This window comes from Maribellus sediminis (assembly GCF_011799805.1).
GTDB lineage: Bacteria > Bacteroidota > Bacteroidia > Bacteroidales > Prolixibacteraceae > Draconibacterium > Draconibacterium sediminis_A.
Genome location: NZ_WXUB01000002.1, coordinates 358341 through 385253 on the forward strand (window position 1 = coordinate 358341; position 26913 = coordinate 385253).

Annotated in this window: 19 protein-coding genes; 16 read left to right on the forward strand and 3 right to left on the reverse strand. The window is 42.4% G+C overall.

The features are described from left to right. The 8 genes from HFD85_RS08130 to HFD85_RS08165 all read left to right on the forward strand — a co-directional run bounded on the left by HFD85_RS08130 (position 1) and on the right by HFD85_RS08165 (position 9900). Positions 1-834: a glycosyltransferase family 2 protein gene (locus HFD85_RS08130; RefSeq protein WP_167607496.1), complete on the forward strand. Its 834-nt coding sequence runs from the start codon at positions 1-3 to the stop codon at positions 832-834. 17 nt (positions 835-851) lie between these two features. Beyond that, entirely contained in the window at positions 852-1970 is a 1119-nt protein-coding gene (locus HFD85_RS08135; RefSeq protein ID WP_167607499.1) for a glycosyltransferase, read from the forward strand. 19 nt (positions 1971-1989) lie between these two features. Then, positions 1990-2853 carry an ATP-grasp fold amidoligase family protein gene (locus tag HFD85_RS08140; RefSeq protein ID WP_167607502.1) on the forward strand — a complete coding sequence of 288 codons (864 nt, stop codon included), beginning with the start codon at positions 1990-1992 and terminating at the stop codon, positions 2851-2853. Continuing rightward, positions 2850-4025, forward strand: a complete 1176-nt coding sequence (locus tag HFD85_RS08145; protein ID WP_167607505.1) for a glycosyltransferase family 4 protein — start codon at positions 2850-2852, stop codon at positions 4023-4025. The genes HFD85_RS08140 and HFD85_RS08145 overlap by 4 nt, the downstream gene beginning before the upstream one ends. After that, positions 4019-4768, forward strand: coding sequence for a WecB/TagA/CpsF family glycosyltransferase (locus HFD85_RS08150; protein WP_167607508.1), 750 nt, complete (start codon positions 4019-4021; stop codon positions 4766-4768). The genes HFD85_RS08145 and HFD85_RS08150 overlap by 7 nt, the downstream gene beginning before the upstream one ends. Before the next feature lie 548 nt (positions 4769-5316). After that, positions 5317-6063: a hypothetical protein gene (locus tag HFD85_RS08155; RefSeq protein WP_167607511.1), complete on the forward strand. Its 747-nt coding sequence runs from the start codon at positions 5317-5319 to the stop codon at positions 6061-6063. An 837-nt stretch (positions 6064-6900) separates the two neighbouring features. Beyond that, the gene (locus tag HFD85_RS08160) at positions 6901-8334 is read left to right on the forward strand and encodes a capsule assembly Wzi family protein (RefSeq protein WP_167607513.1); all 1434 of its coding nucleotides are present in this window, start codon (positions 6901-6903) and stop codon (positions 8332-8334) included. A gap of 180 nt (positions 8335-8514) precedes the next feature. Further along, positions 8515-9900, forward strand: a complete 1386-nt coding sequence (locus HFD85_RS08165) for an exopolysaccharide biosynthesis polyprenyl glycosylphosphotransferase (protein WP_167607526.1) — start codon at positions 8515-8517, stop codon at positions 9898-9900. Positions 9901-10148: 248 nt separating this feature from the next. Here HFD85_RS08165 and HFD85_RS08170 read toward each other — a convergent pair whose 3' ends face one another. Continuing rightward, a complete protein-coding gene (locus HFD85_RS08170; RefSeq protein WP_167607528.1) occupies positions 10149-10382 on the reverse strand; it encodes a hypothetical protein in 234 nt (77 codons plus the stop codon). Positions 10383-10944: 562 nt separating this feature from the next. Here HFD85_RS08170 and gmd point away from each other — a divergent pair. The 3 genes from gmd (at position 10945) to HFD85_RS08185 (ending at position 16543) form a co-directional block, all read left to right on the forward strand. Further along, entirely contained in the window at positions 10945-12102 is a 1158-nt protein-coding gene (gmd, locus tag HFD85_RS08175; protein ID WP_167607530.1) for a GDP-mannose 4,6-dehydratase, read from the forward strand. A gap of 226 nt (positions 12103-12328) precedes the next feature. Further along, positions 12329-13438: a GDP-L-fucose synthase family protein gene (locus HFD85_RS08180; protein ID WP_167607532.1), complete on the forward strand. Its 1110-nt coding sequence runs from the start codon at positions 12329-12331 to the stop codon at positions 13436-13438. Positions 13439-13675: 237 nt separating this feature from the next. Beyond that, the gene (locus HFD85_RS08185; RefSeq protein WP_167607535.1) at positions 13676-16543 is read left to right on the forward strand and encodes a bifunctional fucokinase/fucose-1-phosphate guanylyltransferase; all 2868 of its coding nucleotides are present in this window, start codon (positions 13676-13678) and stop codon (positions 16541-16543) included. A 1205-nt stretch (positions 16544-17748) separates the two neighbouring features. On the opposite strand, the gene HFD85_RS08190 is transcribed toward HFD85_RS08185, so the two are convergent. Next, complete coding sequence (locus HFD85_RS08190) at positions 17749-18129, reverse strand: RidA family protein (RefSeq protein ID WP_167607538.1); 381 nt, start codon at positions 18127-18129, stop codon at positions 17749-17751. Between the two features lie 114 nt (positions 18130-18243). Beyond that, positions 18244-20919, reverse strand: a complete 2676-nt coding sequence (locus HFD85_RS08195) for a putative LPS assembly protein LptD (RefSeq protein ID WP_167607541.1) — start codon at positions 20917-20919, stop codon at positions 18244-18246. 208 nt (positions 20920-21127) lie between these two features. Here HFD85_RS08195 and HFD85_RS08200 point away from each other — a divergent pair, with 208 nt between their 5' ends. From HFD85_RS08200 to HFD85_RS08220, 5 genes are all read left to right on the forward strand, one after another. Beyond that, on the forward strand, positions 21128-22303 hold the full coding sequence (locus tag HFD85_RS08200) for an N-acetylmuramoyl-L-alanine amidase family protein (protein WP_167607543.1): 1176 nt from the start codon (positions 21128-21130) through the stop codon (positions 22301-22303). Between the two features lie 45 nt (positions 22304-22348). Beyond that, complete coding sequence (locus tag HFD85_RS08205) at positions 22349-23602, forward strand: MlaD family protein (protein WP_167607546.1); 1254 nt, start codon at positions 22349-22351, stop codon at positions 23600-23602. A gap of 288 nt (positions 23603-23890) precedes the next feature. Further along, on the forward strand, positions 23891-25318 hold the full coding sequence (gene dnaA, locus HFD85_RS08210; RefSeq protein WP_167607548.1) for a chromosomal replication initiator protein DnaA: 1428 nt from the start codon (positions 23891-23893) through the stop codon (positions 25316-25318). Between the two features lie 41 nt (positions 25319-25359). Further along, entirely contained in the window at positions 25360-26214 is an 855-nt protein-coding gene (locus tag HFD85_RS08215) for an EamA family transporter (protein WP_167607550.1), read from the forward strand. Then, positions 26214-26816 carry an IMPACT family protein gene (locus HFD85_RS08220; RefSeq protein WP_167607553.1) on the forward strand — a complete coding sequence of 201 codons (603 nt, stop codon included), beginning with the start codon at positions 26214-26216 and terminating at the stop codon, positions 26814-26816. The genes HFD85_RS08215 and HFD85_RS08220 overlap by 1 nt, the downstream gene beginning before the upstream one ends. The last annotated feature ends 97 nt before the right edge of the window (positions 26817-26913 follow it).

Below are 26913 nucleotides of genomic sequence, written 5' to 3' on the forward strand. Positions count from 1 at the left end.
ATGAAATCCATAGCAGTCCTTCTAACTGTTTTTAATCGTAAGGAAAATACCTTAAATTGTTTGCATCATTTGTTGGAACAAAATTTGCCTAGAGGCTATATTCTTGATGTTTATCTCGTAAATGATGGTTGCACCGATGGTACTCCAGATGCTGTAAAAGAGCAATTTCCGGATGTTCACATCATTGAAGGCAACGGCAACTTATTTTGGAACAGAGGTATGCATTTGGCTTGGCAAACCGCAGCAGAAGTCACAGACTATGATTTCTATTTATGGCTAAATGATGATACAATTCTTTTTCCCAACGCTATGACTACTTTACTAGAAAGCTCGGCTGAAAAACAACATAATTCCATCATTGTTGGAACGACTTCCGCTATAAAAAACACAGAACATATAACCTATGGGGGACGTCGATTAAAAAAAGGATTATTACATCCAAATAAAGAAATACAATCGTGTGATTATTTCAATGGCAATATTGTACTAATTCCACAATCGGTTTATCAAAAAGTCGGTACAAACGACCCTATGTTTAAACATGCTTTAGGAGATTTTGATTACGGGCTTCGTGCCAGAAAAATGGGAGTACAATCTTTTATTGCACCAGGTATTCTAGGTCATTGCAATGAGCACGAATGCTTATCAACCTGGTGTAATCCGGATAAATCATTTAAGCAGCGTTGGAAGGTTTTTCGTTCCCCTTTAGGACAAAATCCTGAAGAGTATTTTTTATATGAAAAACGTCATAATGGACTTCTTATGGCTTGCTTTCACTATTTAACTAATCACTTAAGAGTAATTTGTCCTTGGCTATGGAAATTGAAGAACTAAATTTAAAAATTTAAACAGTGAAAAAACTACTTGCTTTCCATCCTACAATAGCCCCTTATCGAATAGATTTATTTAATAACCTAAATAAAAGATTTGATGCAAACTTTTATTTCTACTCAAAAAATCTTATATCTCAGAAATTTGATCAGTCAAAAATTATTAAACAATTAGACTTCAATCCAAAATTTTTAACAAATGGATTTATCTTAAAGATTAAAAATAAGATCAGGATAATTCGATTTGGTCAAATAATTCAAATAATTAAACATAAACCCGAAATAGTAATTTGTATTGAATATCATCCTTTAACTGTCATTTCAATATTATTTATCCGATTGTTTACACCGAAAATAAAAGTTTATACAATCTGTGATGATAGTTATGAAATAGTGAATAATGTAGGATTATTACGAAAAATTGCGAGATATGTCAGTCTAAAATATATTGATGGTTTGATTCTGGGAAATGAAGAAACAGAAAAATGGTATAATAATAATTTTAGAGAAGTAAATACAATAACATTTCCCATAATTCAAGACGAAAATCGATTATATAAAATTTTAAAAGATTCCAATACTTACTTGCAAAAATATATTTCGGAGTATAAACTTGAGGACAAGGTTGTTTTATTGTATGTAGGAAGATTAGCCCCCGAAAAGAATCTTTATTTCCTGATAGAAGTCTTTTCATATTACGCGAAAAACAAACCAAATGTTGTTCTAATTATTGTTGGTGAAGGAACTGAGAAAGAATCACTAATCAGATTCGCTCACAATCAAGGGATTCATGAAAAAATAATATTTGCAGGTCGTTTCGAGCATACAGAACTTTATGCTTGGTATTTAGTTGCTGATTGTTTTGTTTTGCCAAGCACCTATGAACCATTCGGTGCAGTTGTAAATGAAGCACTAATTGCTGGAATTCCTGTTTTATGCACCAGATCAGCAGGTGCTTCAGTTCTAATTAATTCAAAGAACGGAGCAACTTTCGATCCGCATAATAAAAAAGAGTTAGAAAAGTTACTCGCTGAATTTCTTATAAAAAAAAGTACAAAGAGGAACTCAATTAGCGATTCAAGAATGCCATATACATTTAAAGACCGAATGGATGGACTAATCAAATTTCTTAATTTATAGTACTATAATATTTCCCAAAATGAATACTTCGATAGATAAATTTAAAAGAATTGTATTAACAGTCTTACGAAGAATAACCAATGATTTTTTATACTATAAAATTCGTTTTCTAATTAAATATAGAAAAAAGCTAAATTTTAATAAGCCGGAAACTTTCAATGAAAAAATTAACTGGCTTAAGCTTTATGATAGAAAAGCTATTTATACCAATTTAGTTGACAAATATGCTGTTCGTGAATATGTTAAAAATAAAATAGGCAAAGAATATTTGATTGAACTAATTGGAATATTTAAGGATGCAGATGAAATTAATTTTGATTTATTGCCAGATAAATTTGTTCTGAAGGCAACACACGGATCAGGGTGGGTTTTGGTGTGCAATGATAAGTCATCATTAAATATTAAACTTACGAAAAAAAGAATGAAACATTGGTTAAACAACAACTTTTATAGTCTCTGGGGAGAGTGGCCCTATAAAAATGTTCCACCTGCAATCATTTGTGAAAAAAATATATCTAAAGAGAATAAGGCTTTATTGGACTATAAATTTTATTGTTTCAATGGTAATCCAAAATTTATTCATGTTGACTTTGACAGGTTTGAAAACCATACTAGAAATTTTTATGATCTAAATTGGAATAGACTTCCCTATCAACATTGTTATCCTAATAATGATCAAGATGCTCTAAAACCAGTTAAGATTAATGAAATGATCTCTATCGCAAGTAAACTTTCTACTAATTTCAAGTTTGTTCGTGTCGATTTATACGAAGTTGATGAGAAAATATATTTTGGAGAATTAACATTTTATCCTGATAACGGATTTGGACAATTTTCTCACTATAAACATGATTTAGAAATAGGAAATCTATTAGAACTATGAGGATCTTATTTGTCCATAATAATTACAAAAATGATAATAGCGGTGAGGAATACGCAGTGAAAAGTCTTGCAAAAATACTCGACACTAATGGATACAGTATTGATTGGTACAGGCGGAGTTCGTCTGAAGTGACGAAATCAACATTCGTTAAAATCCTAGCGTTTTTCACAGGCATATGGAATCCTGCTTCAGTTAGAAAAATCAGAAAGAAACTAAACGCGTTCAAGCCGGATGTGGTTCAGATACAAAATTTATATCCTCTAATTTCACCAGCAATAATCAAAGCCATAAAAAAAGAAGGTATCCCCATTGTAATGCGTTGCCCAAACTACCGCTTGTTTTGTCCCAATGGACTTCATTTGGATAGAAATGGTAAAGTCTGTGAAAAATGCCTTTCAATTGGTCGTGAAATCCATTGTGTATTAAAAAATTGTGAGATTAATATTTTTAAGAGTTCTGGGTATGCATTAAGAAATTTTTTTGCTAGAAAATCCTGGGGTATTTTGAAGAACATTGATAATTATATTGTTCAAACGGAATTTCAAAAGCAAAAATTTATTAAAAATGGGATACCTTCAGAAAAAATAAGTATAGTGCCGGGGTTAACACCTAAAATTTCAGAATGGACAAATATTCAAAGCAAAAATATAGTTACTTACGTTGGACGAATCAGTTTCGAGAAAGGAATTATTGAGTTTTTAAAAGCGGCTGAAAAATTGCCTGAAATTTCTTTCGCAATAGCTGGTAGTGTTGATCAATCTTTACAACATTTGATTACACAATCTCCTTTAAATGTAAAATGGCTTGGTTTTGTCGAAGGAGAACGATTAGACGACTTATATCAATCGTCTCGAATTATTGTTGTTCCCGGAAAATGGTATGAAGGTTTTCCAAACGTCATTACAAGGGCAATGCAACACGGAAAACCCGTGATTACAAGCAATCTTGGTGCAATGGCATCCATTATTGAACATGGAAAAAATGGAATGCTTGTAGAACCGGGAAATATAGATGATTTGGTGGAGACCATTAAATTACTGCACAATAATCCTAGGTATTGCAACCTTCTAGGTAGCAATGGAAAAGATAAAGCGAACAGTGAATATTCTGAAAAAGAGATATACAATAGATTGGTAAGTATTTACAAAAAAGTAGTTGAAGACAAATGTTAAAAGACTATAAGCTTTTTGAAAATCAGCTAAAAAGCTTGTCTTCGAAGAAGACTTTGATTTCCACTATTAACGCTCACTCCTACAATACAGCGCTGGCGGATAATGAATTTTCAACAGCCCTGCAAAACAGCGATGTGTTAATACCCGATGGCATCAGTGTGGTTTGGGCCATTCGCCGGTTGACCGGGCAAAAGTTGAAGAAAATTGCCGGGGCGGATCTGTTTTTTTATGAGATGGAAAGGCTAGCCACAAGCCACAAGCCACAAGCCGCAAGACCAGGAAGAGTGTTCTTCTTGGGGAGTACGGAGGAAACGCTGGAGAAGATTAAAACAAGGGCAGCCAAAGAATACCCCAATGTAGAAGTGGGGGCTTATTCCCCACCCTACAAACCTGAATTTTCGGAGGAAGATAACAAGGCCATGATTGAGGCCGTAAACACCTTTCAACCCGATGTGCTTTTTGTAGGTATGACCGCTCCTAAGCAGGAAAAATGGGCCTACCACCATTTCCAGCAACTGGAAGTCGGCCATGTTTGCTGCATCGGTGCTGTATTCGATTTCTATGCCGGCACCGTTAAACGTGCCCCGCAATGGATGATCAAGCTCGGGCTGGAATGGTTCTACCGCCTGGTAAAAGAACCCAAACGTATGTGGCGCCGCTACCTTGTTGGCAATACAAAGTTTATTTACTACGTGGTAAGAGAGAAATTGTGCGGGAAGAAAAGAATATCGAATGTCGATTGATCCCGCCCGGATGACTCCAGTCGGACGGGGATTAACCCCGCCTGAACGAACGGGCAGGCATTTACGATTACAGATCTGAACTTTGAATACTGAACACTTACTCAGTCACTCAGTCACTCAGTCACTCAATCCTTCAATCCTTCAATCCTTCAGCCGCGAGCTGCGAGTAAAAGATTCCGTCGGACTCCGTCATCCGTCAACTGACGGAAGAGGGATCTGTGGAGAGCCTTGTACTGTGAGCTTCCGGCTTTAAACATAAACGACATTATTCACTTTTAAATTATCTTAATCAACTCTGTATCAACCCTATTTAAATTGATTCTTTCTTCAGGATTTTTTAACTTGAGTTTCGAAACAAGCAAAAAACACCAAGGCATGTTCCCAAACATGACTGCTTAAATAGAAGAAAGTTGAAAGAATAAGAAGTTGAGCACTTGCTCAGCTTTTAACAGGTATAAAAAAACCGGCAAGTAGTGCGATACCTGCCGGCAGAGTTAATAAACGTCCCGTAAGGGACACATTTAAGAACATTTTAAAAATAATGAATTATGTCGAATCTAGACGATTACAATGCAAAATTGTCGGAGATCAACGCCCTCACCGAGGAGGAAACGATGGAGCCTACCGAACCGGTTGCCGGTTACCTCCAGGGAGTTGAGAACCTGTATCACTGGGCATTGGACGATGCCCCACAACTGAATGTAGTTGGAATCAGTAACGAAAGCATCAGTGAACTACCTGTTTATGCAGGAGCCTGCCGCGAAGCCCAGTCGATCTGGAACAAAAATTTCCGTTCCCAGAAGGAAGCTCAAAAGCAATGGAACGAACTTTCGCCCGCTGCCTACCAACTGCGCGATGACCTCTTAGCTACCATGCGTTATGCCTACCGCCTTGATCCCGCACTGCTTAACCGGGTACGTGCCATTTCCGAAGGTTACGGCCACGCGGATATGATCCAGGATTTGAACGACCTGGCTGTTTTGGGCAAGGAGAATCCCGGGCTGCTGGAAGCCATAGGAGAAGACCTCTCGCGTTTGGATACAGCTGCCACCACAGCCGATGAAATGGCCGATCTGCTTGCAGAGGCCAATGGTGATAAAGCGGAACAAAACGATTCGAAAGTGATCCGCGATAAAGCCTTTACACTACTTAAAATACATGCCGATGCGATCAGGGAAGCGGGTAAATTTGTTTTCCGAAACGATTCTGCCCGTTACCGCGGATATACAAATACTTACTGGCAGAAACGCAAAAGAAGCAGTTCTGCCACCACGGTCAGCGAGGAAGCCGAATAGACGGTCCTGCAATAGGAGGAGGGCGCCCTGTAGTGCCGCTCCCCTTTCCTGTCACTAAAAAAGCCGCCCTGCCGCATCAACAGCTTTCCCTGCCCGGCAGGGCGACTCACCGGGCTCCCCGGGCCGCCCGTCCAGGTGACAGGGCGGGTCACCAAGCCCCCCGGATCAGCTCACAAGCTGGCAGGACGCCTTACAAAGCAGCAGGGAGCTTCATTTACCTCGCAGGGCGGGTAACAAAGCCGCAGGGCGATGAATAACAGGATTTTAGGACAATTACAACAAATAATCTCCTCTGCACCTCGTTTGTAACGAGGGGTCGGTAACAGGTCGTTTGTAACGACAAAAACAGCAACAATAAAAAATCAATTCACGATAACACTGAATGTCGGTAAACGCTTTTCCTCTGCCCCTCGGTTGTAACGAGGGGTTGGTAACAGGTCGTTTGTAACGACAAAAACAGCAACAATATAAAAACCAATAACTTTGCGGCACAAACAACCAGGCATCATTGATCACGGACATAGCGTGCGCCTGTTTTATTCGCTAACGCTCATTAACCCCGGCATGAATGCCGGGGCTACCAAAATATAACCCCTACGGGGTTTTGTCAACCAGTTTTAAGATACGGGCATTCCTCTGCCCCTCGTTTGTAACGAGGGGTTGGTAACAGGTCGTTTGTAACGACAAAAACAGCAACATTAAAAAATCAATTCACTATAGCACTGAATGTCGGTAAACGCTTTTCCTCTGCCCCTCGTTTGCAACGAGGGGTTGGTAACAGGTCGTTTGTAACGACAAAAACAGCAACAATAAAAAATCTATTCACGATAACACTGAATGTCTGTAAACGCTTTTAAACAAATACTCCTGATTTTTATCGTCTGCCTGCTGCCGCCCGGTGGCTTATTGGCACAATCGTTACAATTGGAGTCGCACTCGCTTGCAGGAACAAAAAACCAGTTACCTTTCTGGTTATGGGCCAACCAGCTGGGCCACTATGACCGAAACAGCGATGTTCTTCAGAACCTCAGAATAACAGCTTTTAATCAATACATACCCGGTGATTCGATTTTCAGGTTTGAAGCAGGTATTGATCTTGACCTGCTGATCGCTGATAATACGGATCTCCGTTTTACACAACTCTTTGGAGGTTTCAACTGGAAATTTCTACAGTTACAAATCGGGGCCTTCGCGGATAAGGAAGTGTATGCCGGACTGTCGTCCACCAATGGCAACCTGGCGGCTTCGCGCAATGCCCGACCCCACCCGCGCGTCAGAGCCGGATTTAACCGTTTTGTTCCGGTATTGGTAAAGTGGTTCTCCATCAATGGTTTTTATGAAGAAGGACTATTGAACGACAAGCGCTACTCAGAGGATGCACACCTGCACCGAAAAGCCCTGTACCTGCGCTTCGGACAAGCGAAAAGTATAGAAGTTACAGGAGGTATGGAACATTTTGTAATGTGGGGAGGCTCCCACCCTGAGTATGGAAAATTACAGGGCTGGGATTCCTATTTCGATTATGTACTTGGCAGCACCGGCGACGAAAATTCGCTGATGACCGATCAGCTGAATGTTATTGGAAATGGTTACGGGGTATACCAGCTTCAAATAAAAAAAGCCTGGGAAAAATTACACGCAGTTCTTTATGTCAGCCATCCTTTCGACGATCGTTCAGGAATGGAACTCGATAATATTGTTGACAACCTGTGGGGCTTGCACCTCGCTTTCAGAAACAAACAAACAGCGATAGAAGACCTTGTTTTAGAATGCTTTAACACAAAAAACCAGAGTGGCAAATACCATTTGGTTCCTGATGAAAACGGAAGTGCACACGGTCGTGGCCGCGACACCTATTTCAACCACGGCGTTTATAAATCGGGCGCTACCTACCATCAGATGGCCATGGTAAGTCCGCTGTTTGCACCGGTAATTGTTGAAGATGGCATCAGCATGGGTTTTGAAAACACACGCTATACCGGTTTTCACATCGGTGCCAGGGGAGCATTGTCTTCAACTTTGCAATGGAAAGGCCTACTCACCTGGTCCAATAATTTTGGCCATCACGATGGCAATGGCGGATCGACCTATAGTCCATCGCGTAAACAAAGTTCAGCTTTAGGCGAATTAAACTGGATTCCGAATGCCAAAAAGATAAGTATAGCGGTAGCTTTGGCCGCCGACTACGGAAGCCTGTACGACAATGGTATTTCCACCGCTCGTTTAGGAGCAATGCTGTCGTTCAACTACTATTTATACGAAAAAGATTAAACACCTGAAAAAACAATACCGCAGATACACCTTGAACCGGCTCACAGCCGGGTTCAAACAACACCCTGTAATACCAAACCTCAACGAAAAAAGAATTTCAAACCTGTTACAAAATTCAACATAAAAATTCTGAGTATTTATTTTTAAAATTTCACAACTGTACTATCAACTTAATTCAAGATGAAATCCCGCGAAACTGAACTATTATTGACTTTTCTACTTATTGACCTGGTGCTGCTTAACCTGGCCCTGGCTTTCACTGCCTGGCTTGACATGAGCATATCGTTGCGCGACATTCGCTTTGTCAGCATCTATATGTTACACGGAAACCTGTCCTGGATCATCGCCTACATTGCGTTCTCGAAAAAGAACCTGTTCCTGCGCGATAATTTTAGGAACCGCCTGACGCGTATTACCAAAAGGCAGATCGTATTTTACCTGGTGGCTGGCTTAATTGCACAGATCATTCTTCCCCACAATTTCTCACGTCACTTCTTTTTTGAATACTCCGTGTATTTTTACCTGGGAAAAATGGCCATGTACTGGATCATATACCGCTACCTGAAGTTTAAGCGCAGCAAAAACATCAACATGTCGCAAACCGCCATCATCGGGTACAACGAAACCTCGCACCTTATCCGGCGCATCATCGAGAGTAATCCCGGCCTTGGATATCGCTTTGCAGGTTTTATCAGCTCAAAAAAAGCCGATGATGAAGCCATCATTGGTCATCCTGATCAGTTGGAAGAATTGATCGACAGCAAAGGCCTGCACTTGATCTTTTACTCCATTTCCTTTTTTAACGGCGACGATGCCGAGAACAAGGGGAAAAGGGTACTTCAGATTTGTAACCGCAAAGGTGTACGCCTGCGCTTTATTCCCAAAAATCAGCGTTGGTTCCGCGATCAAATGAACATGGAATCGTTTGGCAACCTGGTGGTGATCGATCCCCAGGAAATACCGCTCGACAATTTTGGCTATCGTCTACAAAAAAGACTGTTCGACCTTGTTTTTTCACTGGCCGTAACGTTCTTTGTTTTATCGTGGCTTATTCCTCTGATGGCGCTTTTGATCAAACTCGATTCAAAAGGCCCGGTGTTCTTTATACAGGAACGCACCGGCATCAATAATAAAACCTTTAAGTGTTTAAAGTTCAGGAGCATGAAGGTAAGCGATACCGCCCACACTACACAAGCCACTGCCAACGATGAACGGATCACCCGCCTGGGGCGTTTTCTGCGCAGATCGAACATCGACGAAATGCCGCAGTTTCTGAATGTACTTGTCGGTTCAATGTCGGTAGTGGGCCCGCGACCGCACATGCTGAAACATACCGAACATTACTCGGAACTGATCAACCATTACCTGATCCGCCATTACGTAAAACCCGGAATAACAGGCTGGGCTCAGGTGAAAGGTTACCGGGGCGAAACCCGAAAACTGAGTGCCATGGAGAATCGTGTAAAAACCGATATGGAATACATCGAGAACTGGAAGTTCCTCTTTGACCTGAAAATTGTATGGCTGACCATTTTCGGAAATCGCGCGTGGAAAAACGCAAGATAAGTTTAGGGTTGCAAGCCACGAGCATGGGGCAAAGGGCATGGAGCATGGAGCAGAGAGCAAATGAATTTCGATTCCTCTGCCCCTCGTTTGTAACGAGGGTCGGTAGCAGGTCGTTTGTAACGACAAAAACAGCAACAATAAAAAACCAATAACTTTGCGGCGCAAACAAGCAGGCATCATTGATCATGGCCATAGCGTGCGCCTGTTTAATTCGCTAACGCTCATTAACCCCGGCATGAATGCCGGGGCTACCATAATGTAACCCCTACGGGGTTTTGTAAACCAGTTCTAAGATACGGGCATTCGGGAAAGCGACCTGCTGTAGGCTGGAAATATCGGTAAAACACAAAATGCATAAACTCCTCTGCCCCTCGTTTGTAACGAGGGGTTGGTAACAGGTCGTTTGTAACGACAAAAACAGCAACAATAAAAAACCAATAACTTTGCGGCGCAAACAACCAGGCATCATTGATCATGGCCATAGCGTGCGCCTGTTTAATTCGCTAACGCGCATTAACCCCGGCATGAATGCCGGGGCTACCATAATGTAACCCCTATGGGGTTTTGTAAACCAATTCTAAGATACGGGCATTCGGTAAAGCGACCTGCCAGGAGCAGAGTGCAGAAGATGGTCTATTCCAGATCTGTTCTTTGAACTTTACCCTGTGAAATAAATCGAAGATTTTAAGCGCAGCTTAATTTCACAGAGTGAACACTAAACTCTGAACTCTGAACTTTGAACACTGAACACTGAACTCAAACAATCCTTCAATCCTTGACTCACAGAACGCTGAACACAAAAGAACATCGAATAATGATTAAACGGGAGCTTTAGCTTACCATCGAAAAATCTGAACGGACACCAATGCTTTAAAATAAAACATCGTAGCTTCGTATAATGAAACCGAATAATTGTCATCCCGAACCTATGGCTGACGAAGCGGGATCTGCTGCAAGCTATTGCAGGCATGCCTGAAATGCCACAAAACAAAAATCCCGGTATTACGCGGGAATATTAAGAACAAAACTGATAAATTAAATAAAATGAAAACAGCACTCATCACAGGAATTACCGGTCAGGACGGCGCGTACATGGCCGAATACCTGATTAAAAAAGGCTATGTGGTTCACGGTATAAAAAGACGTTCTTCGTTGTTTAATACCGACCGCATCGATCACCTCTACCAGGATCCGCACGTGGATAACCGAAACCTGATCCTGCACTATGGAGATTTAACCGAAAGCATGAACCTGACACGGATCATCCAGGAGGTGCAGCCGGATGAAATCTATAACCTTGCCGCCATGAGTCACGTGAAGGTGAGTTTCGACACACCCGAGTATACGGCTAATGCCGATGGGCTGGGTACTTTGCGTATCCTGGAAGCCGTTCGCCTGCTGGGGCTCAGTAAAAAGACCCGGATCTACCAGGCATCCACATCAGAATTATACGGACTGGTGCAGGAAGTGCCGCAAAAGGAAACTACTCCTTTTTACCCGCGTTCACCGTATGGCGTAGCTAAATTATACGCCTACTGGATCACGGTAAATTATCGCGAAGCATATGGCATGCATGCGAGCAACGGCATCCTGTTTAACCATGAATCGCCAATCCGGGGGGAGACTTTTGTTACCCGAAAAATCACACGGGCACTGTCGAGAATCGCTCTGGGCATGCAGGACACCGTATTCCTGGGCAACCTTTCTGCTCAACGCGACTGGGGGCACGCCAAGGATTACATCCGGGCCATGTACCTGATCCTTCAACAGGATGTTCCCGATGATTATGTAATTGCCACAGGGATTACAACGTCAATACGCGATTTCATAAAAATGGCTGCCAAAGAAGTTGGGATCGAGATCAGTTTTTCCGGCAAGAATGAAGAAGAAAAAGGTTTCATTGCTGCTGTGGATGAGAAGCTGTTTAAAGAAAAAGTTGGTGACGAATACCTGGAACAGATAAAAGCACGTATTAAAGATCAGAAAACGGCAACTGTAGCGGTTGATCCAAGTTATTATCGACCGGCTGAAGTCGATTTGCTGATCGGTGATCCAACTAAAGCCAACACCCAGCTCGGTTGGTCTCCGAAATACGATCTGCAGGGTTTGATCGCTGATATGATGCAATCGGACATAAAACTGATGAAAAAAGACTGCTATTTGCAGGAAGGGGGATATCGTACTTTGAATTATTTTGAATAACTCTGTATTTTCCCCTCCTTTATGAGGAGGGGTGGCCCCGTTCCGTCAGCTGACGGACGGGGACGGGATGGTGATATTCTTTGAACTGACATCTAAATTTCGGCGCATTTAGCCAACAGTTTCAAAATCACCTCCCTGTTGCGCCGATTTATTCGCTACGCTCATTCCCCCGGGTTAAAACCCGGGGCTATAACATAAAGCCCTTTCAGGGTAGCACAATAATAAAATGAATAAAAACAACAAAATATACATCGCCGGTCACAGGGGCCTTGTTGGTTCTGCTATTTGGAAGAACCTGCTGGAAAAAGGATACAGCAATCTGATCGGAAAAACAAAAGATGAACTGAATCTGCTGGATCAGCAGTCGGTAGAGGAATTCTTTTCAAAGGAGCAACCGGAATATGTTTTTCTGGCTGCAGCCAAAGTTGGAGGGATCGTGGCCAACAACACTTATCGCGCTGATTTTATTTATGAAAATCTGATGATTCAGAACAATGTTATTCACAACGCATGGAAATACGGTGTGAAAAAGTTGCTGTTTTTGGGAAGTACCTGCATTTACCCGAGGGAAGCGCCACAACCCATGCCTGAGGATGCACTCCTCACCTCCCCTTTGGAATACACCAATGAACCGTATGCCATTGCCAAAATAGCCGGGATCAAGTTATGCGAAAGCTATAACCTGCAATACGGTACCAATTTTCTTTCGGTGATGCCTACCAATCTGTATGGCCCAAACGACAATTTCGACCTGGAAAAATCACATGTGTTACCGGCACTGATCCGTAAAATACACCTGGGCAAATGTCTGGAGGAGAACAACTGGGAAGCCGTCCGTAAAGACCTGAATCAACGCCCTGTTGAAGGAATCAACGGTGCTGCTTCCGAAAAAGAGATACTTGATGTTCTCGCCAAATACAATGTCTTCCCTCCTTCGGGGGGACAAAAGGGGGCCATCGAAGTGTGGGGTTCCGGCACTCCCCTGCGCGAATTCCTGTGGAGTGAAGAAATGGCTGATGCCTGCGTTTACCTCATGGAAAACACCGATTTTAAAGATGTGAGCTCTGTGCCCTCTACTCCCGGCCACATGCCCGAAACCCGAAACACCCACATCAACATCGGTACCGGAAAAGAGATCAGCATTAAGGCTCTTGCGGAGTTGATCAAACAAACCACAGGATTTAAAGGAGAACTGGTATTTAACACCTCCAAACCAGATGGGACCATGCGAAAACTCACCGATGTAAGCAAACTCCATGCGCTTGGCTGGCAGCACAAAATAGAAATTGAAGAAGGTGTTAAACGAATGTATGAGTGGTATCAGGGCAAAAGGTAAGCGGTGTAAAATGATAATCACCCTTGGTCTGTACTAAGGTTATTCTGCAGGTTTTACCTGTAGCAGGAAAATGGAGCCTGCCCGTTTAAATGACCTTTCTGTTTTAAACAGAAATTATACCTTTATTCCCTGTTCTGAAGGCGAGAACCAAATCGTATGAAACGAACATGAATTTTAGGCTCTTAAAATTCAATGTGAGCTACATCGAATGCCGATGAAACAACCAATTTTAAAGAAATGAAACACCTGATATCGGTTCCCACCAACGTAGTGCCCCACTTTCACAAAATAGCTGAATTAAATCCTGACGATTGGTTTGTAGCGTCTGATCCGGCAACCACCAAAGTTGGCTCCGGGGGTGGAACTGCTCACATATTATCGGAAATGTTCCGCAACGAAGATGCCATGGATTTTTCGGCCTGGTTGCCGAAAGAGAAAAGAGCAATCATTCACGCCGGAGGCCAAAGCCGCAGACTTCCTGCCTATGCTCCAATGGGGAAAAGCCTGATTCCCATGCCTGTCTTTCGCTGGTCGCGTGGACAGCAATTAAACCAGCGACTGGTGCATTTACAGGCTCCGCTCTTTGATCAGCTGCTGGAACATGCACCGGAAAAACTAAACACGTTGATTGCCAGTGGCGATACACTGATATTTGGTGGTAAACAGCTTCCTGAAATACCTGAGGCCGATGTGGTATGTTTCGGACTTTGGCTCGAACCTGAAAAAGCAACCAATCACGGGGTGTTTTTTGCGAAACATGAGACGCCGGAGCAACTGGAATTTATGTTGCAAAAACCCTCCATCCCAAAAATTCAGGAATTGGTGCATGATCATTACTTCTTAATGGACATTGGAATCTGGCTGATGAGTCCAAAGGCCATTGCTATATTAATGAAAAACTGTGGCTGGGACCGGGATAAATTCACAAACGGAATTCCTGATTTTTATGACTTGTACAGCACCTTTGGTACCGCCCTCGGTAATGCTCCGGGTGCTGATAATGCCGAAATAAATGAACTAAAAGTGACACTGCTTAACCTCGAAGGCGGAGAATTTTATCACCTTGGAAACACCTCTGAACTGGTAAGCAGCAACCTGGCTATTCAAAACCGGATTAACGACCAACGTGAAATATGGCACAAACAAATAAAACTACATCCTTCGGTTTTTGTGCTCAATTCTGCCATTAAAAACAATTTCACACCGGCAAACCAGAACATCTGGGTAGAAAATTCAGTAGTACCCGATTCGTGGTCCTTTACACACGCGAACGTACTTACAGGTATTCCGGCTAATAACTGGAGTATACGACTTGATCCGGGTTCCTGTCTCGACATTGTTCCATTTGGAAAAAATGAAGTTGCCTTGCGCAATTATGGTTTTAATGACAAATTCCGGGGTGAACGTAAGCGCACATCCACCCTTTTTATGAATGTGCCCTTGACCGAATGGCTGCAAAAAAGAGACCTTCAGAACGCCCTCGATGCATTTGACGAAAATGAAGATATCTTTCAGCTACCATTGTTTCCTGTGGTGGATCAAACTCACCTCGATGGAGCTTTTATTCAATGGTTGCTGCAAACCAATCCGGCCCCGAATAAGGAATTTACAGAACGCTGGGTTAAAAGCCGGCGCCTGAGTTGTGTTGATCTGAATGATCAAAGTCAAATCGATCGCCTGGAAACTCAAAGAACGGATCTAAGAAAATCAAATTATCAGGCCCTGGCAGCCAATTATCAGAATTCGGTTTTTTACCAGCTTGACCTGAAAAAAACTGCTACTGACTATTTGAACTTCGACCTTGAACTACCTGCAGAAAAAAACTTCTCGGGTAATGACTGGTTACCCATACACGATCTCATGTTCCGATCGCAGGTACTTCGCTTAAAAGGACAAGATGGTGTAGAGCAGGAGAAAGCGGCATTTAAGTACCTGCAAAAGCAAATCGTTGACCTCTACAAATCGAATCGGGTAGCTCCGAAAATCAGCCTCCTACCCGACCAGATTGCCTGGGGACGAAGCCCTGTACGCCTTGACCTTGCCGGAGGCTGGTCCGACACACCTCCCAACTGTTTCCTCTATGGCGGGAAAGTTGTAAATGTTGCTGTTGAGTTAAACGGTCAGCCACCGTTGCATTGCTATATCAGAGGAAATACGGAACCAAAAATCGTTTTGCGTTCCATAGATCTTGGCGCACGCGAGGTGCTTACAAGTTTCGAGGACATCAGATCGTACGAGAATATCCAGTCGGCTTTTTCCATACCCAAAGCTGCGCTCGCTCTTAGCGGATTTTTACCGGAATTCGCGCAAAACAAATTTGATACCCTGAAAGAACAGTTGGAAAGCAACGGCGGAGGTCTTGAACTCACCATTCTTTCGGCAGTGCCTAAGGGATCAGGGCTGGGAACAAGTTCTATTCTTGCTGCCACGGTTCTTGGAACGCTTTCGGAAGTTTGTTGCCTGAACTGGGATAAACAGGAGATCGGTAAACGCACTCTGGCCCTCGAGCAGTTACTCACAACAGGTGGAGGTTGGCAGGATCAGTTTGGAGGTTTGTTTGAAGGCATAAAACTGCTGGAAACCAATGCAGGAAAACAACAGGAGCCACGTGTTAAATGGCTGCCCGAATCGCTTTTTACTGATCCCCTTACCAAAAACAGGATCTTGTTATACTACACCGGGATAACACGTGTGGCTAAAAATATATTGGGAGAGATCGTTCGTGGAATGTTCCTGAATTCAAAAGAACATCTGGCGGTACTGGAAGACTTAAAACTACACGCCATCAATACCTACGATGTGCTTTTACAAAAAGATCTGGCTTTGTTTGCAAAAATGATCGACCGAAGCTGGAAATTAAACCAGAAATTGGATGCAGGGACCAACTCAGCAGAAATACAACAAATGATCGACCGGATTCAGGACGATACACTTGGTTTAAAACTCCTTGGAGCAGGTGGTGGTGGCTTTATGCTGATCGTGGCCAAAGACGAAGCAGCTGCTGCACGAATCAAAAATAACTTAGGCAACAATCCGGTAAATGAACGTGGACGTTTTGTTGATTTTAAAATATCTCAATCCGGATTTCAGGTTACAAAAAGCTAGTTGGCTTTCTGCATTCTATAGCAAAAAGTATGAAGGGGTGTGTATTGAGAAAGATCCCTTCCTTACCATCAATTGACGATTTGGGATGACGGAAGAGAGACCTGCCACGAGCAAAGGACATGGAGCCTGGAGTAGAGAGCAAATGAATGTCGATTCCTCTGCCCCTCGTTTGTAACGAGGGGTTGGTAACAGGTCGTTTGTAACGACAAAAACAGCAACAATAAAAAACCAATAACTTTGCGGCGCAAACAACCAGGCATCATTGATATTGGCCATAGGGTGCGCCTGTTTAATTCGCTAACGCTAATTTACCCCGGCATGAATGCCTGGGCTACCATAATATAACCCCTACGGGGTTTTGTAAACCAGTTCTAAGATACGGGCATTCGGTAAAGCGACCTGCCGCAGGCAGGAAATATCGATAAAACACAAAATGCATAATCTGCTAAAGTCCCATAGGGATGGAATGAAGAGAGAAAGAATCCAGGATGTTCCCGCCATCGCTGACGCGGATCCCTGCGTCCGGCTGACGGAAGAGGGATCTTTAGCAAGCAAATGGCATGGAGCCTGGAGCAGAGAGCAAAAGAATGTCCATTGCAGATTTGTTCTTAGAAGTTTGAACGCTGAACTCTGAACTTTGAACTCTGAACTCAAACAATCCTTCAATCCTTCAATCCATCAGTCCTTCGGCCTTGAGCTACAAGTAAAAGATTCCTTCGGACTCCGTCCGTCAACTGACGGATCCCTCGGAATGACAACAATACTATACAATCCGGCAGCGCACCGTTAAACTATTTCAAAAAGAACAGTTCCTGCGCCGCCCTGACATACTACGCCATTGTCATCCCGATTCGTCGGCTGACGGAGAGGGATCTGCTTCGAGCAAAGAGCATAGGAATATCGAATGATTCCGCCCGGATGACTCCAGTCGGACGGGGATTAACGATTTATGATTGCAGATTTTGAGGAACAGCCACAAGTCACAAGCTGCAAGTATCAAGGAACAGGTTCCGTCGGTCTTCGTCGGCTGACGGAAGAGGGATTTGTTGCAAGCGAAGAGCATAGGAATGTCGAATGACGATTAACGATTTATGATTGCAGATCTATTCTTTGAACTCTGAACTCTGAACTCAAACAATCCTTCAATCCTTCAATCCTTCAGCCGCAAGTAAAAGATTCCTTTTTCTTACTTCGTGCTTCAAGCATCAGGATCTCACCGCCACAGTCTCAATCTCCACCAATACACCCAGCGGAAGCTCTTTAACGGCGAATGCTGCCCGGGCAGGTGGATTTTCGGTATAACGCGAACCGTATACCTCATTCATGGCTTTAAAGTTGGCCATATCGCTTAAAAGGCAGGTCGACTTCACTACATCAGCAAACGAATAACCGGCAGCATCAAGGATGGCGCCAATATTCTTCATAACCTGTTCCGTTTGTTCCTTAATTCCGCCTTCAACCACTTTCATGGTAACCGGGTCGAGTGGCACCTGACCAGAAATATAAAGTGTTCCGTTTACTTCAACAGCCTGACTGTAAGGTCCGATTGCCTGAGGCGCATTTTCTGTAGAGATTATCCGTTTCATTTCATTAAGATTGTTTATTTCATTTGTATTCGATGTAACTATCGATGAATTTAAATTATCCTTGATCTTGAATTTGAATAATAAAAATTCATGTTCGTTTCATTTCAATCTGTTTTAGAAATTATCGTAGTGACTTTGTTGTTTCTGTAATTTCAGGTCGGCCAGCATCGACGATTTGGCACTAATGGTAAAACTGTAACTTTTGCGGTATCCAAACGGCACAAAGTTAAACGACATTCCCCAACAGTGCAGGTCGCGTGTTAAATTAAAGGTGGTAAATGAAAACTCGCCTGCCTGAATATCAAAGTTAGTGTTCATACTGGCGTTCCATTTCTCGGTAATCTTTACATTACCCCGCACTCCGATGGTTTGCGAAACCCTTCCGTTAGGATAAGATCTGGATGGCCCCGTGTAATTCAAACTATAATCGAAGCCAAAATCCCAGGGCATGCTAAAATCAAGGTAACTGTCGTAAACCGATGGTAATATGCGTTCCTCAGGCTGATCTTCTCCCGGAGTGTCGGATGCTCCTTCGGCACCTGTCTTCGCTCCCTGTTTATTATCCTTTTTATCTTTCTTCGAGTTAAAACTCATCCCAAACGACAGGTTGGCACGTGTTACCCTACCCAGTTTTCCAATTCCGCTTCTTTCGTTCCATACATATTGATGGATTCTTTGGTAATTTTCGTTGACCATGTACGGGTCGAGTGTTGTGCCCATGTTGATGCTAACACCCGCTACCGTAGTGCGCGCCCGAATATTAAAGGGTGAAAGGTTCATTGAGTCGGCAATCAGATCGTACGATGAAGAAATACTGAGGTTATCGATCAGTTTTACCTTTTTATATTTTTGTTCGCCTTCTGTTTTAACAGAATCAGCTTTCTCAAGCATTTTCATTTCCAGGTTATTGTTCAAACTGAACGAAATAGCGCCTGACTCTCCCCTTCCCGGCGATCCACCATAAACACCATCACGGTTAATATCGAAATACTGCGTCTTTCCTTTATCGTCTACCTGTACTTCCTGCCAGTAACCAAACTTATCTCTTCCAAAATCGGGGCGGTAACTAAAACCAATCGAGGGTGTCATTTTGTGGCGAATGCCTTTTATCCTCGAATTTGGATTTCGAGGCATGAACATCCCGTAAATATTGGTCGATGAACTCAGGCTGTAGGCATAGTCGTATACCCTGTTTAATCCGGTAATGGTATCAACACGCACCGTACTCGGCACACCAGAAGGGTTGTTTGTAAAATTACCGTCGGCCACGTATTCGTAATCGTATTTCTTAAAATACCATTTCTCGTTGTAACTGATTCCCGGGCTAAAATTGATGTATTTAAACAGGTTGAAGCTCGGGAAGGATAAAGGCAGTGTATGTTTGATTCCGTTTTTCCAGTCTTTGGTAAACGAACTACCCAGAATTTCGTACTCTTTTGCCGAAATAGTATTTTTCAGGTTACCCGTATAATTAAAGCCGAGTTTCTCGTAAAATTTTAACTTCCCGCTTCTTGTCTTTTTACGAAATGGATACACCTTCGCCATACTGAACGTCATTTCGGGCAACGACAGCGACATGGTACTGTCGCGGGTATTTTGCGAATGCCTCAGGTTCATCGAAAGGTTGAAAGGTGTATTCTCAAACCGGCGGGAATAAGAAATACTCGATGATTTTGTTGTGGTTAAATAGTCGTTGGTATTGTAGGCATTCTGTTTATCGTATCCGCTGGATGAAAGGTTTACACTGGCCGAAAACGTACGGTTCGGATTGGCTTTGGCATCCTGCGAGTGCGACCAGGTAAGTTTGTATTGTTTCGATTTTGAATAGGTATCCTGCCCTTTTTCACCATATTTGTTTATGGCATAATCAAAACCAAAATTTCCACTGAATTTATAGCGTTTCCTGTAGCTGGTTTTCATGCGTGTCCCCCACGATCCCCGGGAGTATATATCGCCTTGTACAGCAAGGTCGAAGTACTCACTTGCGGCCCAGTAATACCCCCCGTCGCGAAGAAAAAACCCACGGTTGTTCTCTTCCCCGTATTTCGGTATAAGAATACCCGAAGAGTAGGTAGGAGAATTGGGAAAATACCCAAATGGAAGTATCGGGAAATAGATCGGAAAATCTTCGACTACCATATATGCCGGACCTGTAATGATCTTTTCGTTTGCAATAACTTTAGCTTTTGTCAGCTGCAGGTAAAAGTGCGGATGATCAGCATCGCAGGTGGTGTATTTGGCTTTTTCGGTAATAAACACTTCTTCACCTATTTTCTTGGTCCGGTCGCTGTGGATAAAGCCCTCGCCCTGTTGCGAAACCACTTTTGTAATAAAAGCTTTTTCGGTCTCGAAATTGTAGCGCATCGTTTCCGATTCATACTCTTCAGCGCCTTGCTTAAATATCGGCTTTTGTGTCATTTCGCCCGTTGAGTCGGGAATACCTTCGGCATAAATTTCCTTTGTATCCAAATCGAGCTGAATGTAATAGGCTGTCAGTTCAATATTTTGGTAAGTAACGTGGGCATTGTTGTAGAGGTAGACCTTTTGTCCGTCGAGCGAAACCACCATCGAATCTACTGCTTCATACTGTATCGGATCGTTGATAAACGCCGCTTTCTCTTTAAGGGTGGTATCGGCCGAGATCACATGTAAGGTATCCACAATTGTTGTATCACTCAAGGTTCGGGCCCCAACCACGGTATCCATTTTGAATCCGGGTTCAGTTTCCTGACCAAAAAGTGAAATGATGGGAAGAAAAAGGAATAAGTATGTAAATATTAATTTATTCAAAATGTTCTCTGAATTCAACGATTATAGGCTGGACAAAAATATAAATATGACCTATACGATTAAGTTAAAAATGCGAAAATATTTCTAATTTTCTATTTTTATCAGATAATGCAGAATAAAAGCCGTTCCCCGAAAAATTGGGGGAAGCAATACAATAAGAGTTGCTGTGTTTCGGTTTTTAATTCAAAACTGCTGCAAGAAGATCATTATGAATAAGATCCGCATTAAATACATTTACCTGCTGCTTACATTTTTTATGTTTGAGGTAGTTTGTGCGGATAATTCCGGACAAGTCCAAAAAGATGAATCGCTGGTGACTGTTGTAGTGATCGACCCGGGACATGGCGGAAAAGATCCCGGAACCACCGGCGGAAATGTGGAAGAAAAGAATGTGGTGCTCGATATTGCGCTGAAACTGGGCCGTTACATCGAAACCAATTTTCCCGAAATCGAAGTGATCTACACCCGCAAAACCGATGTTTTCATACCGGTATACCGACGTGCAGCCATTGCGAACAAAGCCGATGCCGACCTTTTTATTTCCATTCATGCCAATGCCGTTGATTATAAATATGTGCAGGGAACCGAAACATTTGTTTTGGGGCAACACCGTAGCGAAGATAACCTGGAAGTGGCCAAAAAGGAAAATTCGGTAATCCTCCTCGAAGATGACTATACGACTACCTACGAAGGTTTCGATCCGCATTCACCGGAATCGTACATCATGTTCGAACTGGTGCAGGACGAATACAAGGAACAAAGTATCGCACTGGCTAATGCCATTCAAAACGAATTCAGGCTGCAGGCACAACGTAAGGACCGCAGTGTGAAGGAAGCAGGATTTGTTGTCCTTCGCCGCATAAGTATGCCGGGAGTTCTGGTGGAAACCGGCTTTTTAAGCAATACTTCGGAACGAAACTACCTCAACAGTGATAAAGGCCGCGATGAAATTGCAGCCTCCATCTTCAGGGCGTTCAAAGCTTACAAAACCGATATCGAGCAAAAAAGCAGCTTTCATTTGGTTACCGGCGACGAATCAGAACAAGCCGCTACGCAAAAGACTTCAGTTTTAACAGCTAATTCCGAAGTTCAGGAAGAATCAAATACTGAAAAGCAGCCTGAAGAAAATGTCTACTACTCAGTTCAAATCATGGCTCTTCAGAAAAAAATAGAAACGAAACCGGAAAACTTCAATGGACTGGACAACGTTTTTCGCGTGGATTCTCCCACTGTAAGCCGTTACTTTGTTGGCAAGTTCAACAAACTGGAAGATGCCGAGTTAAACAAGGAATTGTTGCTTTCGAGGTATGAAGAAGCCTTTGTGGTTGCGTTTAGGAACAACGAGTTAATTTCTGTAAAAATGCTTTTGGGAAACGAGAATTGACACTTGGATTACCTAAGTTTACAATAAATATTGTAATTTTCGCCCATGAGAATTTCAAAATATGCAAAACTTGGAGTACTGATCGTTTTGTCGATAACGATCCTTATCTGGGGATTGGCTTATCTGAAAGGCAACGATTTTTTTACCAGTAACGATAAATACTATGTTTATTATAGTCGGGTTGATGGATTGGCCAGTTCGGCCAACATCGCACTGAACGGTTATCCTGTTGGAAAAGTAAGGGATATTACTTTTGCGCCCGATAACAGCGGTCGCCTGTTAGTGACACTCTCGGTAGATGCCAATTTTAAAATTCCGCTAAATTCTGTTGCACAGATTGTCAGCAGCGACATCATGGGAACGCGCTCAATAAAGCTGTTGTTAAGCAATGATAAAGAACTTCACCAGCCAAACGATACCATACTTGGTGCCATTGAAAGCGACCTGAAAGAACAAGTGAGTTTGCAGGTACTTCCGCTGAAGAATAAAGCCGAAGAACTGCTGAGTACTGTTGATTCGGCAATCACTGTGCTTACAATGATCCTGAACGAAGACGCGCAGAAAAACCTTTCGGCCAGTTTTGCCAACATTAACCAAACCATCAAAAATATTGAAGCGACAACTGCCGATCTTGAAGAGATTGTAGCAGCCGAAAAAGAGAGCATGAAGCGCATTGTTTCGAATGTAGATGAAATAACCACCAGCTTTAAAAATAACACTGCTCTGTTTGAATCAACGCTTCAAAACCTGAATGCTTTTAGCGATACACTTTCGCAATTATCGGTTACGCCGATGTTAAACAATATCGAAACAGTATCGGAACAATTGGTGCTTACACTTGAAAAACTGAACAGCGACGAAAGTTCGGCCGGACGCTTACTCAACGACGACGAACTTTACAACTCGATTAATATGTTGTCGGAAAATCTGGCTTTCCTGGTAAAAGACATTCAAAACAATCCGAAACGCTACCTGCAGTTCTCTGCTTTCGATTTTGGGAAGGAAGTGTATGTGAATACCCGCGAAGATGTTTCATCCAAGGATATCATATTTAAAGTCCACCTCGTATCGAGCAAGATAAAATTAGATATGAACAGTGAAATGTTCAAAGGTCTCGACGATGTAGAAGAATATTATTCGGGAGGCGTTTATTCGTATTTAATTGGCAATACCGGTGTTTATTCCGAAATAGAAGAAATCCATCGAAAAGCGAGAAGAAATTTCCCCGAATCCAGCATTGTCGCCTTTAAGAAAGGCAAACTTATCAAACTTGATAAAGCACTCAAAGCATTGAATTAAATTGCCTCTTTTTATCTGCTATTTTCTTCGTTTTGCAAATACCCTACTACTACCAACCAGTTATTCCTTTAGCTATCAAGGCATTAATTCTTGTCGCTTGATTTTCAGTCGTTTAGCAATATGGGAAAAAATATTTTTTTTAACAGCCTGATAGATAACTTAATATAAAGTTAAATTGGAAAACAATAGAAATGTGATTTTTTTTTTCATTTTTTTTTAGCAATTTTTGTCCTCAGGAATACCACTAAGGAAAAATTTTGTAGAACCTCAATTAGCCTGCAATTGTAAATGAACAATGAACATCAATCTGCATGGGAAAAGTGCCTTAACGTTATAAAAGATAACGTTCCTAGCAGCAGCTTCAAAACCTGGTTCGAGCCGATCGAACCCGTTAAACTCGAGAACAAAGTATTAACCATCCAGGTGCCAAGTGCTTTCTTCTACGAGTACCTCGAAGAACAGTTTATCGACATTCTTCGGAAAACGCTACGCATGGTTATTGGAAACGGTGCAAAACTGGAGTATAATGTTGTAATGGGCAACAAAAACAGTAGCCAGCCTTACACGGTAAGCTACCCAACCAACAACAATACCAAAATCCAGAACAAGCCGCTGACCATTCCTCTTAAAGCTGACGAAAAACCAACGATCAGAAATCCGTTTATCATCCCCGGAATCCAGAAGCTACAAATTGATCCGCAGTTAAAACCGGACAATACCTTCGAGAATTTCGTGGAAGGCGATTGCAACCGACTTGCTAGAAGTGCCGGTTATGCTGTTGCCCAGAATCCAGGAGGAACAGCTTTTAATCCGCTGATGATCTATGGAAATTCAGGCCTCGGTAAAACGCATTTAGCCCAGGCTATCGGAATCGAAGTTAAAGAGCGTTTTCCGGATAAAGTTGTGTTGTATGTAAATGCGAACAAATTTCAAACGCAGTTCACCGAAGCAACCCGTAACAACAACCGGAACGATTTCCTGCATTTCTATCAAATGGTAGATGTGCTGATTCTGGATGATGTGCATGAATTTGCGGGAAAAGAAAAAACACAGGAGACTTTCTTCCATATATTCAACCACTTGCACCAAATGGGTAAACAGTTGATCCTGACTTCGGATAAACCACCCATTGAGCTAAAGGGAATGGAACAAAGACTGCTGTCGCGTTTCAAATGGGGTTTGACTGCCGACTTGCAGATGCCTGATTTTGAAACCCGCATGGAGATATTGCGTCGCAAGATCTATAAAGATGGTATAACGCTTTCAGAAGAGGTATTGGAATACATTGCTTCGCATGTAACGAATAATGTGCGTGAGCTGGAAGGTGCACTGGTTTCATTGCTGGCACAATCGATGCTCAACAAACGCGAAATTACACTCGAACTCGCAGCCAAATTGATCAACAAACTGGTGAAAAACTCGAAACGCGAATTGTCGATCGAGTACATTTCGAAAGTGGTTTGCGATTACTTTAATATGCCGGTTGAGGCACTTCAGGCAAAAACACGTAAACGTGAAATTGTTCAGGCCCGGCAGATTGCCATGTATTTCTCAAAAAGTCTTACCAAGTACTCGCTGGCGAGTATCGGGGCACAAATCGGAAGTAAGGACCACGCAACTGTTCTGCATGCCTGCAAAACGGTGAATAACCTAAAAGACACCGACAAAAATTTCAGAATATTCGTAGAAGAAATAGAAAAGAAATTAAAAATGTAAAAACTTAGGCAGGCTTTTTAGTCTGCCTTTTTTATTTCACAATGATCTATCTTGCAGCCAGCGTCCTCTCCTCTTCCATGATTTACGTGGTATTCCGGATCGCTAAAAACTACGATTGCCGGCTCACACCACTCATTACCTATAATTACCTGGCAGCTACATTACTTGGTCTGCTGCTTTTTCAACCGTTTCGGGAATCAGCCATTGAGGATACAATCAACTGGATGCCTTTCGGGATCTTTCTTGGTGTTCTTTTTATTGCCATGTTTTTCCTGATCGGCACTTCATCGCAAAAAGCCGGGATTACCATCACCACGCTGGCCAATAAACTTTCACTGGTTTTCCCGGTGCTGTTTTCGTTGTTCTATTACAACGAAAGTATTACAACGCTAAAATACATTGGATTGGCCGGTGCTTTTGTCGCCATTGCTTTAACCGTTTACAAAAAAGATCTTCGAAAATCGAACTTGCTTTTAATTGCTTTGCCACTAACCATCTTTTTCGGAAGCGGCCTGGTTGATACACTTGTAAAATTTGTTCAGGCTGAAAAAATTACAACTACCGAAGCCAGTGCGTATACCACGCTGGTATTTTTTGTGGCCTTTCTTTGCGGCTTAGTAATTCAACTTATTTCGGGTAAAAACCAAATCCGAATTCATCCTCCTACCCTGCTTTTGGGTATTTTGCTAGGTGTGGTAAATTTTGGCTCACTCTATTTTATCATTATGGCGTTAAATCATACGGGCTTAAAAAGTTCGCTGGTATTTGCGCTTAACAACATGTTGGTTGTGGCATTCACCGCGGTTTTGGGGACTATTCTTTTTAAAGAAAAGCTGAATAAAATTAACTTTGCAGGTATTATTCTGGCCATCATCAGCCTGTACTTTTTATTGTAATGAACGACGAATACAAAACCATAGAAAAGGAAGCCACCGGTTATTTTAAGGATAAGGGAAGCAAGTTTTATTCGTATGCTTTCCCGGTGAAAAATGAAGATGAAGTAAAGGAATACGTTCAGCACCTGAAGAAAGAACACCACAGCGCCCGTCACCATTGCTATGCATGGCGCATCGGAACCGAAGAAATACAAACCCGTGCCAACGATGATGGCGAACCTTCATCAACAGCCGGAAAACCTATACTTGGCCAGCTTACCAGCTACGAAGTCACCAACATTTTGGTGGTTGTTGTCAGGTACTTCGGAGGTACTTTGCTGGGAGTAAGTGGTTTGATTAACGCCTACAAGAATGCCACGATAGAAGCTCTGAATAATGCTGAAATAATTTCGAAACTGATTGAAAACACGTTTGAACTTAAGTTTGAATACCCGCTTTTAAATGCTGTTATGCAGGTAATTAAGCAGGAAAACCTCGATAATGTTGTAACCGATTTTAAGGAGACGTGCCGCCTGACCTTTTCGGTTCGGAAAAGTGAAGCTGAACGCGCCTTTAAGAGCTTCGACACAATATATGGTGTTGAAATAAAAAAGCTGGCTTAAAATAAGCCTATGTTAATAAAATGCTGATAAGTACAAGTACAAACTTTTAGTTGAAAATCGAATTCTGACTAATTTTGAACCATGATGCAACGTCCGT